General features: G+C 70.4%; 10 protein-coding genes. 4 read left to right on the forward strand and 6 right to left on the reverse strand.

The genetic code is table 11. From position 1 onward, the window contains the following. Positions 1-179 precede the first annotated feature (179 nt). Together E4N62_RS08415 and E4N62_RS08420 are read left to right on the forward strand one after the other, a co-directional pair. Positions 180-1,898: a PHP domain-containing protein gene (locus tag E4N62_RS08415; protein WP_230213314.1), complete on the forward strand. Its 1,719-nt coding sequence runs from the start codon at positions 180-182 to the stop codon at positions 1,896-1,898. An 8-nt stretch (positions 1,899-1,906) separates the two neighbouring features. Continuing rightward, a complete protein-coding gene (locus tag E4N62_RS08420) occupies positions 1,907-2,419 on the forward strand; it encodes a hypothetical protein (RefSeq protein WP_230214068.1) in 513 nt (170 codons plus the stop codon). A gap of 75 nt (positions 2,420-2,494) precedes the next feature. Here the strand turns inward: E4N62_RS08420 and E4N62_RS08425 are convergent, their stop codons facing one another. The 6 genes from E4N62_RS08425 to E4N62_RS08450 all read right to left on the reverse strand — a co-directional run bounded on the left by E4N62_RS08425 (position 2,495) and on the right by E4N62_RS08450 (position 11,487). After that, a complete protein-coding gene (locus tag E4N62_RS08425) occupies positions 2,495-5,386 on the reverse strand; it encodes a glycoside hydrolase family 2 TIM barrel-domain containing protein (RefSeq protein WP_230213315.1) in 2,892 nt (963 codons plus the stop codon). Between the two features lie 19 nt (positions 5,387-5,405). After that, positions 5,406-6,308, reverse strand: coding sequence for a carbohydrate ABC transporter permease (locus E4N62_RS08430; RefSeq protein WP_230213316.1), 903 nt, complete (start codon positions 6,306-6,308; stop codon positions 5,406-5,408). Continuing rightward, complete coding sequence (locus E4N62_RS08435; protein WP_230213317.1) at positions 6,305-7,270, reverse strand: carbohydrate ABC transporter permease; 966 nt, start codon at positions 7,268-7,270, stop codon at positions 6,305-6,307. The genes E4N62_RS08430 and E4N62_RS08435 overlap by 4 nt, the downstream gene beginning before the upstream one ends. Positions 7,271-7,293: 23 nt before the next feature. Next, a complete protein-coding gene (locus tag E4N62_RS08440; protein WP_230213318.1) occupies positions 7,294-8,553 on the reverse strand; it encodes an ABC transporter substrate-binding protein in 1,260 nt (419 codons plus the stop codon). Positions 8,554-8,802: 249 nt separating this feature from the next. Then, complete coding sequence (locus E4N62_RS08445) at positions 8,803-10,104, reverse strand: ROK family transcriptional regulator (RefSeq protein ID WP_374116955.1); 1,302 nt, start codon at positions 10,102-10,104, stop codon at positions 8,803-8,805. Positions 10,105-10,239: 135 nt separating this feature from the next. Further along, on the reverse strand, positions 10,240-11,487 hold the full coding sequence (locus tag E4N62_RS08450; RefSeq protein ID WP_230213320.1) for an FAD-binding protein: 1,248 nt from the start codon (positions 11,485-11,487) through the stop codon (positions 10,240-10,242). 196 nt (positions 11,488-11,683) lie between these two features. Here E4N62_RS08450 and E4N62_RS08455 point away from each other — a divergent pair, with 196 nt between their 5' ends. Together E4N62_RS08455 and E4N62_RS08460 are read left to right on the forward strand one after the other, a co-directional pair. Next, on the forward strand, positions 11,684-12,691 hold the full coding sequence (locus E4N62_RS08455) for a hydroxyacid dehydrogenase (RefSeq protein ID WP_230213321.1): 1,008 nt from the start codon (positions 11,684-11,686) through the stop codon (positions 12,689-12,691). Between the two features lie 163 nt (positions 12,692-12,854). Further along, the gene (locus E4N62_RS08460) at positions 12,855-13,226 is read left to right on the forward strand and encodes a hypothetical protein (protein ID WP_230213322.1); all 372 of its coding nucleotides are present in this window, start codon (positions 12,855-12,857) and stop codon (positions 13,224-13,226) included. Positions 13,227-13,370 lie beyond the last annotated feature (144 nt).

Genomic DNA, 13,370 nt, shown 5'->3' on the forward strand with positions numbered 1-13,370 from the left:
TGTGACGTGCAAGGTAAGTTGGGGAAACAGTGAGGGGCGTGGCGATTCGCCGTATCCCGGGAACCGGACGGCAACTCTCTGATCGTTTAACGTTCACTTTTCGCCTCGATCCTCCACAGACGGCGCGATCGCGTCGCGGTAGGCGGCCGCGGAAGGCAGCGGCATCCAGGAGGCGTTTCATGGGACACGGGCACGCGCACCACGGCCACGGGCATCACCACCACGGGCACGACCACGATCACGAGCACGAGGCGGCGGCCGCCCTCCCCGCCGCCTTCGACACCTCCGTGCCCGACGAGGCGCTGACCCCCGAGCAGCAGTCGCGCCGCACCCTGCTGCGCCGTGCCGGTCTGCTGGGCGCGGGCCTGACCGCCGCGAGCGTCCTCGCCCCGGCGGCGACGGCCCCCGCGTACGCCGCCCCGAACAACCGCAGGCGCGGCGGCTTCCTGTGGCTGGCCGGCGACCACCACATCCACACCCAGTACAGCAACGACGGCAAGTACCGCGTCGTCGACCAGGTCCGCCAGGGCGCCAGGCACGGCATGGACTGGCTGGTCATCACCGACCACGGCAACGAGACGCACGCCAGGATCGGTGTGGAGAAGGTCAACCCGGACATCAAGGAGGCCCGGGCCGCGTACGAGGACACCCTCGTCTTCCAGGGCCTGGAGTGGAACATCCCGGCCGCCGAGCACGGCACCGTCTTCGTGCACCCCGGCAGGAACGAGGTCTCGGTCCTCAAGCAGTTCGAGACCGACTACGACGGCGGTGTGAAGAAGGCCACCGACTCGACGCCCGCCAACGAGGCCCTCGCCATCGCGGGCCTCGACTTCCTCGCGGAGCAGGTCCGGCGGCGCAAGGTCAAGGACATCCTGATGCTCGCGAACCACCCCGCACGCAAGGGCATCGACTCACCGCACGAGATCCGAGCCTGGCGCGACGCCACGTCCGCCCGCCACCGGATCGCCGTCGGCATGGAGGGCGCGCCCGGCCACCAGGCCGCCGGCATCGAGAAGTCCGTCGGCATGGGCCGCGCCCGCGGTCTGTACGACGGCAGCCCGGGCGCCAACTCCTTCGCCGGTTATCCCCTGGAGAGCTACCGCACCTGGGGCGGCTTCGACTGGATGACCGCCACCGTCGGCGGCCTGTGGGACAGCCTCCTCGCCGAGGGCAAGCCCTGGTGGATCACCGCCAACTCCGACTCCCACAACGTCTACACGGACACCGCCGAGCGCGGCGGTCCCGACAGCGACTACACCGCCAACGGCAAGCACACCGACCCCGTCTACAGCGGCAAGATCGACCTCACCGAGGGCGACTACTGGCCCGGCCAGTACAGCCGCACCCACGTCGGCGCCGACGGCTTCACCTACGCCGCCGTCATGGAGGGCATTCGCGCCGGCCGCATCTGGGTCGACCACGGCCGGCTCATCAGCGGCCTCGACGTCCGCGTCCTGGGTGGCAGCCGCTGGGCCACCCTCGGCGGCGCCCTGCACGTCAAGAAGGGCACCAAGGTCACCCTGAGCGTCGACGTGGCGCTCGCCGGTGGCCCCAACTGGGCCGGTTTCGTCCCCAAGCTGGCTCGCGTCGACGTCATCCAGGGCGATGTGACGGGCGCGGCCGCCGACAAGGACACCTTCACAGCGCCGACCGCGAAGGTCGTGAAGTCCTACGAGGTGAACAAGTCCACCGGCACGGTCCGGCTCACCTGCGAACTCGGCAAGGTGGACCGCCCGCTCTACGTCCGGCTGCGCGGCAGCGACGGCAACCGCTCGGCCGTAGGCCTGATGGGCGCGGCCGTCGACCCGGCGGGCCCCGCGATCGACGTCGTCGGCGACGCCGACCCGTGGCGCGACCTGTGGTTCTACTCCAACCCGGTATGGGTCCTGCCCTCGTGACCATGACCATGACCATGCATGCCCTCACCGTGGACGCCGAGGTCAGGGATCTGCGCGCGGCCGATCATCTGCTCCACGCGCTGGCGGCCGAACTCGCCCTCCCCGAGGGCACGTTCGGCTGCACCCACCTGGTCCGGGGGGACCGGCCACGGGTCGCCCTGTCCCTCGCGGTGCCGTCCCGGCCGCTCCTGAGCACCGTCCGGGAGCGGCTGGCGGCCCGTGCCCACGAGGTGGCGCCCGGCCTCCCGGACGCCATGGGGCGGGCCGTGATCTACCCCGGCGTCACGGCCCTGACCGGCACCCTGACGGTCGCGGACGTCCTCGACCGCTCCGCGATCACCCGGGTGGCGGTGCTGGGCACGCCCACGCAACCGTCCCCGGACACCCCGCTGATGACACAGGACCACGTGCGCCCGTACTGGCAGGACGGCGAACTGGTCCTCACCACGATGCCCGCCGTCGGCGGCACCCTCGTTCCCTTCGAGGTCCCGGAACCGACACCGTGCTGCGCGGACCACTGACGCTCGGCGGAGCCGCCACGTACGGGTGAGGGCGGCCCGGCCGAAGCCGGGCCGCCCTCACCGGGTCGCTGCCGTTCAGCCGACCGCGGAGAACACGAAGGAGAACTCCGCCGGCCCAGCCGCCAGGTGGTACTGCGGCAGCGGGCCCGGGCCGCAGGACTGGGAGCCGATGCCCATCTGGGCGTGGTCGAGGGTGACCCAGACCGTGTCGCCCGCCTGAAGGTCCGTCAGGTGCGTGGCGGCGTCCAGCTGTTCGGTGGTCCAGCGGCGGGCCGTGAACCCGAACTCCGGGTCGCCCTCGATCCGCAGACCGCCCAGCTCCGCCCAGCGGACGTCGGGCCGGACGCCGTTCTCCTGCGGGCGCACGTACGGGGTCTGGAGGTCGTCCACGGTGGAGTGGTAACGGCTCACCATGGAGGCCGACCTGGTGTCGGGGTAGCCCTCGCCGGGGCCACCGCCGTACCACGTCACCGCGTTCGCCGCCGACAGTCCGAAGCGGATGCCGAGCCTCGGCAGCGGGACGGTCCAGTCACCGTCCGGCTCCACCGACACGGTCAGCCTCAGCCGGGTGTCGTCGGTGGTCCACCGGTACGTCGCGCGCAGGCCGACCTCCCGGGCGGCCGGCGCCACCCGCGTCCGTACCGTCAGCGCGTCGGCGCCCAACTCCACACCTTCCAGGCGGTGTTGCATGCGATGCAGGCCGAGTTCCCGCCACAGCCTGCTGTAGCAGGTGTTGCCGTTCCAGGCGCCCTCGTCGTTGTCGGTGGTCGCCCGCCACACGTCCAGCCGCAGCCCCGTCACGTCGACGCCGCCGATGGTCTTCAGCGCACCCGTGCGGACGTCGAAGGAGGCCGGGCCGAGATAGATCAGCCTCTCGCTCGCCGTAGGACCGTCACCCGGCGTCACCGACGGCAACGGCCGTTCCACCGCCGGGAGTTGGACCCACGCCACCTGGTGGTCCTTCTTCCCCCAGGCGGTGTCCTCGGCCAGCAGCGCCCGTACGGTCCACAGCGCCTCGCCCACCGGTCCGTTGGCCGGCGGCTGCGGCAGCTTCACCTCGGCGGACTCACCGGGCCGGAGGGCGGGCACGGACAGGGCGCCCGCCTCCACCGTCTTCCCGTCCACCTCGTACGCCCACTCGAAGGCCAGCGAGGACAGGTCCTGGAAGTCGTACGCGTTGCGCACCCGGACCGTACCCGCCGTGCCGTCGCCCTCGATCCGGACCGGTTCGATGACCTTCTTGAACTCGATCAGGCCGGGGGAGGGCGTCCGGTCCGGGAAGACCAGGCCGTCGCAGACGAAGTTGCCGTCGTGCAGCTCCTCGCCGAAGTCACCGCCGTAGGCGTAGCCCAGCGTCGGGTGCTTGATGCCGTGGTCGATCCACTCCCAGATGAAGCCGCCCTGGAGGCGCTCGTGCGCCTCGAAGACGCGCTGGTAGTCGGCGATGCCGCCGGGACCGTTGCCCATGGCGTGCCCGTACTCGCACTGGATGAAGGGGAGTTCGCGGCGCTTGTGGGTGCCGCCGTCCAGGCGCTTGCCGATGCGCTCGACCTCGGCGTGGTCGGCGTACATGCGGGAGTAGACGTCGGTGTCCCGGCAGTCCCAGTCGCCCTCGTAGTGCACCAGGCGCGAGCCGTCGCGGCCGTGGATCCACTCGGCCATGGCGGTCAGGCCCCGGCCGGTGCCGGCCTCGTTGCCGAGGGACCACATGACCACCGAGGGGTGGTTCTTGTCGCGCTCGACCATGCGGGCCGCGCGGTCCAGCAGGGCCGGGGTCCAGCGGTCGTCGTCGACGGGGTTGTCCCGCCAGTTCTGCTCGGTGAAGCCGTGGGTCTCCAGGTCGCACTCGTCGATCACCCAGAGGCCGTACTCGTCGCACAGGTCGAGGAAGGCGGGGTGCGGCGGGTAGTGCGAGGTGCGCACGGCGTTGAGGTTGTGCCGCTTCATCAGCAGCACGTCCTCGCGCATGGTCTCCAGGTCCAGCGCGCGGCCCTTGACGGGGTGCCACTCGTGCCGGTTGACGCCCTTGAAGAGGATCGCCTTCCCGTTGACCTTCAGCAGGCCGTCCTCCAGCACCACGGTACGGAAGCCGATCCGCAGCGGGACGCGCTCGCCCGCTGTGACCAGCTCACCGTCGTACAACCGGGGTGTCTCGGCGGTCCACGGCTCGACCGGGACCGTCACCGGCTCGCCGGTGGCGACATCGATGTCGAGGGCGGGCACGAGGACCCGGCCGTCGACGTCGGAGTCGACGCGCAGGGTCCCGATGCCGCCGACGTGGTCGTAGGAGGCGTGCACGAAGAAGTCGAGGGCGCTGCCCGCCGGGCGGTGCAGCAGGGTGACGTCCCGGAAGATGCCGGGCAGCCACCACTGGTCCTGGTCCTCCAGATAGGAGCCCGCGGACCACTGGTGGACCCGGACGGCGAGGACGTTCCCCGCCGGCTTCAGCAGATGCCCGACCGCGAACTCGTGCGGCAGCCGGGAGCCCTTGAACTCACCGATGTCCGTGCCGTTCAGCCACACCCGGGCGCACGACTCCACACCGTCGAAGCGGATCACGGCGCCACCGTCCGAAGGCCACCCGTCCGGCAGGTCGAAGTACCGCAGATGGTCACCGGTCGGGTTCTCCGACGGCACACTGGGCGGGTCCACCGGGAACGGGTACAGGTGGTTGGTGTAGATCGGCGCCCCGAAGGCACCGTCGCCCTGGAGAACCCAGTGACCCGGGACGGTCACATCGGCCCAGCCGCCGGCGTCGTACCCCTCCGCCGCGAACGAGTCGTCCTCGGCGTCGGCGGTGGGGGAGAGACGGAAGCTCCAGTCGCCGTTCAGCGACAGGGAGCGGGCGTCGGAGGACGCGTACCAGGCGCGGGGCGGCAGGGCCCCGCGGCCCGGGGACACGTCCTCGACGTACGCGACGGACGAGGTGGCGGCGGCGCCGGTGGCGCCGGTGGTGCGGACAGACATCGGTCTCCTTGCTGATTTCCTAGCCCTTGATCCCAGTCTGCGCGATGCCCTGCACCAGCCAGCGCTGTAGGAAGAGGAAGACGAACACCAGGGGCAGGATGGAAATGGCCGTTGCCATGAAGATCAGGTGGAAATTGACGGTCTGGCCGGTCATGTAGTTCGAGAGCGCGACCTGGACGGTCCACGCGCTCGGGTCCTGGCCGATGACCAAGGGCCACAGGAAGGAGTTCCATCCGCTGATGAACGTGATCGTCGCCATCGCGGCGAAGAAGTTGAGCGAGTTGGGGACGACGACCCGCCAGTACGCGCCCATGTAACCGAGCCCGTCCACCCGCGCTGCCTCCTCCAGTTCCTTGGGGAACCCCAGGAAGTACTGCCGGAACAGGAAGCAGGTGAAACCACTGAAGAGACCCGGGATGATGAGACCCCGGTAGGTGTCGATCCAGCCGAGAGACGACACCAGCACGAAGCTGGGCACGAAGGTCACGGCGGTCGGGACCATCAGGGTGCCGAGGACGGCGTAGAACACCTTGTTGGCGTGCTTGTACGGGATGCGGGCCAGGCCGTAGCCGGCCAGCGAGCAGACCAGCAGCGTGCCGACGGTGTGCAGGACACCGACAACGGCCGAGTTCCACAGCGAGCGGGCGAAGTCGACCGACGGGTCGTCGAACGGCTCGCTGATGTTGCCCCACTGGATGTCGGTGGGGAACCACTTCCATTCCTCGCCCGTGATCTCCGGGTCCGTCATCAGCGCGTTGCGGACGATCAGATAGAACGGGATGAGGAAGAGGGTCGCGGCGAGGCCGGTGGCGAGGTACAGCCCGGTCGAGCCGATCACACTGCCGGTCCGGACGCGTCGCGGCTTGGCCGATACGTCGGTCCGGTCGACGCGGTCCGCCGGAGGTGTCGTGGTGGTGGTCACTTGGACTCCTCACCCCTTCCGAATCCCAGGAACTTGCCCTGGAGCAGGGTCACGAGGCAGATCAGCACGGTGAGGATCAGTGCGCCCGCGCTGCCCGCGCCGTAGTCCTGGGCGTCGCCGAGGGCCTTGTAGTACAGCTCGACCAGGGGCGGTCTGCCCCAGGTGGTCTTGTTCAGCAGGTTGAAGAACTCGTCGAAGGCCTGGTACGCGGCCACGAGGAGCAGCAGGATCACGGCGGTGGAGGTCGCCCGCAGCTGCGGCAGGGTGATGTGCCAGAAAGTCTGCCAGCCGGGCTTGGCGCCGTCGATCGAGGCGGCCTCGTACAGCTCCTGCGGGATGTTCTGCAGGGCCGCGATGAAGAGGATCATGTAGAAGCCGGCCTGCAGCCACAGACGCACGGTCAGGATGACCAGCCAGTACCACGGCGGGTCGGGGCTGGCGAGCCACGCTGTGTTGTCGATGCCGAACAGGCCCAGGAAGGTGTTCGCGAGACCGAAGCGGACACCGTTGAAGATGGACATCTTCCAGACCAGCGAGGCGGCGACATAGCTGACCGCCGTCGGCAGGAAGAACACCGAGCGGAAGAACGCCCGCATGACGCGGAGCCGGTTCACCATCAGCGCCAGCCCCAACGAGGTGCCCCAGGTCAGCGGCACGATGAAGACGGCGAAGACCGTGAAGGTGACGAGAGAGCGGATGAACTCCTCGTCGGTCAGCATCGTCACGTAGTTGTCGAGGCCGACGAACTCGCTCGGGGTGACCGTGAAGCGGGCCTCGAAGAACGACAGGTAGAGGCTCCACAGGATCGGCAGATAGACGAAGATCGCCAGGCCGATCAGGAACGGCCCGGTGAAGAGCCAGAAGTTGAACGTGGGGGAGCCCCGCAGCCCCCGCCGCGGCTTGGCCGGGGCGGCCTTGACCGGGGCGGGGCTGGAGACGCCGTCCTTGGTGATGGTCGACATGTCGTGAGTACCTGTCCGTCGGCCTAGCCGAAGAGCTTCTTCAGTTCCTTGTTGACCTTCGCGTCGGCCTTGGTGAGTTCCTTGTCCGGGTCGCCGCCCTTGCGCACGGAGTTGGCGAGGACGTCCTCGAGGGCGGTGATGCTCGCCTGGGTCCAGCCGATGTTGTCGAAGTGGCCGAACTCGTTGAAGAGCTTGACGCCCTCAGCGGGCAGACCCGACTTCAGCTTGTCGGCCGACTCCGCGATCGAGGTGCGCGGCGGAATGTGGAAGCCGTACGAGAGCGCCCAGTCCTCCTGGTACTCCTTCTGGTCGATCCACAGCCACTTCACGTATTCCTTGGTCTCGTCGACGTTCTTGCCCTTGGCGTTGACGAACATGGACCAGCCGCCGTTGTAGACGGACTGCTTGCCGGCGCTGCCGACCTTCGGGAACGGGAAGATGCCGAGGTCGTCGCCGAGCGCCTCCTGCATCTGCGGCATCGCCCACATGCCGCACCACTGGATGGCGGTCAGACCCTGGTTGATCGCCGACGGGTCCCAGAAGTCGGTCGGGGCGTCGAGCAGCAGGTCACCGCTGGTGAACAGCTTGCGCAGCTGCTTGAAGCCGTCGACGACCGCGTCCGTGTGGTAGGCGATCTGGTTCTTCTCGTCGAGGTGCTGGGCACCGGCCGACCAGATCAGCGGGTTGACCATGGAGTGCAGGGTGTTGCCGAGGTAGGCGCCCTTGACCTTGTCCGTGGTCAGCTTGGCGGCGGCCTCGGCCAGCTCCTCCAGCGTCGTCGGGACCTCGACACCGGCCTTCTCGAACATCGACTTGCGGTAGAAGAAGAACTGCGGGTCGTCGATCATCCGGATGCCGTAGATCTTGCCGTCGACCGTGTGCGACTGGATGTCGGCCTGGTTGAAGTCGTCCTTCACCGGGTCTATCAGGTCGGTCAGGTCCGCGACCTGACCGCTCTCGATCATCTGCAGCTGCGGGTGGAACTCGAAGCAGTCGGGGGCCTTGTCCGTGAGCAGCGAGGCGAACAGCTTGCTCTCGAAGTTGGAACCGGTGATCCACTGCGTGGTCACGTTCGTTTCCTTGTAGGCCTTCGCGTACCGCTTGATGGCCTGCTCGGTGCCCGCCTCGCCGTACGCGTGGAAGTACTGCGTGAGCCCGGCGCCCCCGCCGCTGCTTCGGCCGGTGTTGCCGCCGCACGCGGCCAGTCCGCCGGCGGCGGCCAGACCCAGCGCGGCCCGCAGGGCGGTACGGCGGTCGAAGTTGCTGTTCCTGAATGCCGACATGCTGACGTCCTTGTCTCGAGTACGGCTGCGGCTCTGCGCCCATGACTCGGCGGCTCAGTGCCGAACGGCTCAGTGGCTCAAAGAGGCTTGCGGTGCGGGACGTTAACCTTCGGCTAAGGCTTCGGCAAGGGGTTGGACGAAGTCTGTTCGAAGCGTTGTATTCGGTTCGGTGGTCCGAACGTCCATGCGGCGCAAAGGGGTTGACGTGGGGGGAGAGGGCCACCGGGTCAGGGTCCGGTGGCCCTCGGCTCAGGGGTGTTGGCGCAGACTCTCGCGCTCTTCGGGCCGCCCTCGGCGGCGCGCGGCGGGCCTGCTCCGCGACGCGGCCGGCGCCGCCCGGGTGCCCGGTTTCTGTCCGACCGACTGCAGCGCGCCCTCCAGTGCGAACGTCGCCGCGCCCAGGCACGCCGGATCGCTCGGGATCGGGGAGAGCACGATCTCGGTGGCCGCCATCGGACGCGGCAGCGCGTGCCGGGCGACGGCCTCGCGCACCTCCGCGACCAGCGGCTCGCCCAGGGCGGCCGCGACCCAGCTGCTGAGCACGACGACCTCGGGGTTGAAGAGGTTGACCAGGTCGGCGATGCCCGCGCCGAGATATCGGGCGGTGTCCCGCACCACCTTGACCGCCACCGGGTCGCGCCGGGCCACGCCCCGCGCCAGGGCCGCGATGGTGGCCGTCTGATCCTCGGGGTGCAGCAGCGTGCTGCGCGGACTCAGCTCCCGGAGGTTCAGCATGATCCCCGGGGCGCCCACGTACGTCTCCACGCATCCGTGGTTGCCGCAGTGGCACAGCCGCCCGTCCAGCACGATCGTCGTGTGGCCCCACTCGCCGGCGCTGTTGCTCACTCCCCGGTGCAGCCCGCCGTCCAGGACGAGCCCGGCGCCCACGCCGGTGCCGAGGGTGATCACCGCGGCGTCCCCGTGTCCGCGGGCGGCCCCGAACCACAGCTCGGCCACCGCGACCGCGCGCAGCGGATTGTCCAGGTGCAGGGGGTAGGCGATGTGCTCGGTCAGCAGATCGAGCAGCGGCACGTCGTGCCAGTCCCAGTTGGGCGCGTACTCCGAGATGCCGGTGGCGCGGTCGACCTGGCCCGGCACGCTCACCCCGACGCCGAGCACCCGGGCGCCCTCGGTACCGGCCTGCGCGACCACGGAGCCGACCGCGGCGGCGACGTGCCCCACCATCTGCTCGGGCAGGCTCTCGCCGGGGCGGACGTTCTCCTCGGCGCGGGCCAGCACGTTCAGTGCCAGGTCGAACAGCTCGACGCGGACGTAGGTCTCCGCGATGTCGACGCCGATCAACGCGCCCCCCGACGCGTTGACGGCCACCAGTCCACGGGGGCGCCCGCCCGCCGAGTCCTCGAACCCGACCTCGGTGATCATGCGGAGGTCGAGCAGCTCGCCGACGAGCGTGGCGACCGTGGCCAGGCTCAGCCCGGTGGCCGCCGCCAGCTCCTGACGGGAGGTGGGAGACTTGGCGATGATCTGGCGCAGCACCTCGTACCGGTTCGCGGTGCGGATGTCGCGTGAGGTGCGCTTCACCGACGACACGATCCCCTCGATCCCTCCAGGCCATGACGAGGCCTGCTGCCCCGGCGCGGCGCCAAGGCTATGGCGAGGAGGGGCTTTCTACAAGGGGTTAGGAAAGGGGGTTTACGAAGTCCGCCCCGACGACCCGTACACGACTCACGCGCCGAGCACCTCCCGTACGAAGGCGTTGCGGAACTTGCCCGCCGGGTCCAGGACCTCGGCCGACGCCCGGAAATCACCCAGCCGGGGGTACAGCGCCCGCAGCTCCGCCGCCGGAACCGTGAACACCTTGCCCCAGTGCGGCCGGGCCTCGAACGGCGCGAGCACCTCCTCGACCCGCCGGACCACGGGCAGCACGGGCGCCGGGTCCGCGATCCAGGTGAAGTGGAGCGCGACCGTGTCCCGGCCGTGGGCGGGACTCAGCCACTGCTCGTCGGCGGCGACCGTACGCACCTCGCACACCTGGAGCACCGGCGCGACGACATGCCGGATCCCGTCCAGCGCCCGCAGCGCCTCCCCGGCGAACGAGCGCGGCAGCAGATACTCGGACTGCAACTCGTCCCCGCTGCTCGGCGTGAACTCGGCCCGGAAGTGCGGCAGCCGCTCGTGCCACGGGCCGGGCACCCCGAACTGCTCGGTGCAGTTCACCGCCGGCATCCCCGGCACCGGATGCATCGCCTCCGTCGCGGGCGCCGCCCACGGGAAGTCCGCGGCGGTTCCGTCCACGCGCTGCTTGACCCACGCCTGGTCGAAGCCGGAGTGCCGCCAGCGGGTGAAGAGACTGACGCTGTACGCCGCCCCCGACACGGCCGCGAAGTCCAGCCCCGCCAGCGGGAGTTCACCGTAGACCCGCTGGCCGACCTCGAAGGCCGGTTCCAGGTCGAGGGTGAGCGCGGTCACGACGCCGAGCGCCCCGAGCGAGGTCACCGCCCCGCCGAAACGGTCGTCGCCGCGCGCGAGCGTCAGCGTGGTGCCGTCCGCCGTGACCAGCTCGACCGCGCGCACCGCCGCCGCGAGCGGGCCGTTCGCGTCGCCCGAGCCGTGCGTACCGGTGGCCACCGAGCCCGCGACGGAGATGTGCGGCAGGGAGGCCATGTTGTGCAGGGCGAGACCGTGGGCGTGCACCGCGCGGGCCAGCTCCGCGTAGCGGACACCGCCGCCGACGCGTACGGTCCGGGCCGCCGTGTCCACCTCGATCTCCGGGGCCAGCCCGGTCAGGGACAGCAGCACGCCCCCGGGTCCCGGCTCCGCGATCTCGTTGAACGAGTGGCCGCTGCCCAGCACCCGCACCTTTTCGCTGCCCGCGACCAGGGCCCGCAGCGTGTCCACGGACCCGGGCCGGTGCAGTTCCCCGGCGGTGTACGTGATGTTCCCGGCCCAGTTGGTGATGGTCTCGGTCGTCATGCCTGATGTCCTCCGCCGGCCGTAGCTGTCGAGGCCATCCTCTCCGCCCCGCGCCGCTGCCGGTTCATTGACCTCCCCACGACCCCCTGCCTACCGTAGAGACCGCTTACTGTCCCCTGACCTCGCCCTCTCCCGGCCCTCCCGGCCCTCCCAGTCCGCCCAGCCCTCCCAGTCCGCCCAGCCGGAAGGTCCTTCCTTGCCCGAGCGTCCCCGCGCACTGTTCGCCATGACGGCCGAGAACGTTCCGCAGGTCTTCCCGCCGGACGTGCTGGCCCGGCTGAGGGCGACCGTGGACATCGACCCGGCCCTGATCGCCGAGGACTTCGCCGATCCCCAGGTCCGGGCGGCGCTGGCGGAGGCCGAGGTGCTGGTCACCGGCTGGGGCTGCCCCCGCATCGACGCGACGGTCCTCGACGCGGCGCCGAAGCTCCGCGCGGTGCTGCACTCGGCGGGCTCGGTGAAGGGATTCGTCACCCCGGCCGTCTGGGAACGCGGCATCACCGTCTCCACGGCCGCCACCGCCAACGCCCTGCCCGTCGCCGAATACACGCTGGCCATGATCCTGCTCGCGGGCAAGGACATCCTCGGCAGCCGCGAACGCCTGCGCGCCGAGCGCGTCTCGCCGGGCTGGGGGTTCGTCCCCGGCATCGGCAACCACGGCCGCCGCGTCGGCGTCATCGGCGCCTCCCGCATCGGCCGCCGCGTCATCGAACTGCTGCGCCCCTTCGACCTGCGGGTGAGCCTCACCGACCCCTACGTCGACGAGGCCGGGGCCACCGCCCTCGGCGTCCCCCTGCTCCCGCTCGACGACCTGCTGCGCACCTCGGACATCGTCACCGTGCACGCCCCCGACACCCCGGAGACCCACCGCCTGATCGACCGCCGCGCCCTGTCCCTGATGCCCGACGGGGCCGCCCTGATCAACACCGCGCGCGGCGCCCTCGTCGACCACGACGCCCTCGTCGACGAGCTGCGCGCCGGCCGCCTCTCCGCGATCCTCGACGTCACCGACCCCGAGCCGCTGCCCGCCGACTCGCCCCTGCTCGACCTCCCGAACGCCTTCGTCACCCCGCACCTGGCGGGCTCCCAGGGCAACGAGGTCGCCCGCCTCGGCCTCGCGGTCACGCGGGAGGCGGAACGACTGGCCGCCGGGGAGGAGTTGGCGCACGCGCTCGACCGGGCGGCGCTGGAGCGGACGGCCTGAGCGCCGGCCACGGAGGCGGCGCCGCGGCCGTCGGCCGTCGGCCGTCGGCCACAAAGCTCTCACCAGCGGCTTTCGACCCTGCTCGAAAGGGGGCGCGACCATGCCTCGTGAGTCGGCAGGCTTCGGTGCGGGACACGCACGTGCTGAGGAAAGGAACACGTCCATGAGGTTTCGATGGCTGGTCGCCACCGCCGGCCTGGCCGCCGCGCTCGGCACCACCCTCGCGGCGCCGTCCGCGTCCGCCGCGACCAACTGCTGGCGGCACGAGGACGGCATCAGGTGGTGGTGCAACAACGTCTCCGGTGCCTCGGTGTACGGATCGGTGGGCAACAACCCCCTCTACCCCAACCCGAACCAGGTCGTCGGGACCATGAACACCAACCCGAGCTGGTTCTACTGCAAGCTGGACAACCAGGCATGGGTGGGCGGACCGCACCCGACCCGCTGGCTCAGGACCGTCGCCGACAACGGCCAGTCCGGCTGGATGAAGGACACCGCCATCTACAGCGAGACGAACCCGCTGCGCGACTGCTGACCCACACGAGGCGCACCGAGCCTTCGAGCCTCCGCTCCGGTGGGGGCCTGTCGCGTAGTTCCCCGCGCCCGGAGTTTCCAGGGGCGCGGGGAACTACGCGAGCAACCACGAACCACCCCGGGGGTGAGTAGTTGAGGTACAGGA

This window comes from Streptomyces sp. MNU76, assembly GCF_020982545.1.
In the GTDB taxonomy this organism is placed as follows: Bacteria; Actinomycetota; Actinomycetes; order Streptomycetales; family Streptomycetaceae; genus Streptomyces.

Bases quoted from the DNA above. Each gene is read 5' to 3' on its own strand.
- E4N62_RS08420 (WP_230214068.1), top strand. From the start codon at position 1,907: ATGACCATGCATGCCCTCACCGTGGACGCCGAGGTCAGGGATCTGCGC.
- E4N62_RS08440 (WP_230213318.1), bottom strand. From the start codon at position 8,553: ATGTCGGCATTCAGGAACAGCAACTTCGACCGCCGTACCGCCCTGCGG.
- E4N62_RS08450 (WP_230213320.1), bottom strand. From the start codon at position 11,487: ATGACGACCGAGACCATCACCAACTGGGCCGGGAACATCACGTACACC.
- E4N62_RS08435 (WP_230213317.1), bottom strand. From the start codon at position 7,270: ATGTCGACCATCACCAAGGACGGCGTCTCCAGCCCCGCCCCGGTCAAG.
- E4N62_RS08460 (WP_230213322.1), top strand. From the start codon at position 12,855: ATGAGGTTTCGATGGCTGGTCGCCACCGCCGGCCTGGCCGCCGCGCTC.
- E4N62_RS08425 (WP_230213315.1), bottom strand. From the start codon at position 5,386: ATGTCTGTCCGCACCACCGGCGCCACCGGCGCCGCCGCCACCTCGTCC.
- E4N62_RS08415 (WP_230213314.1), top strand. From the start codon at position 180: ATGGGACACGGGCACGCGCACCACGGCCACGGGCATCACCACCACGGG.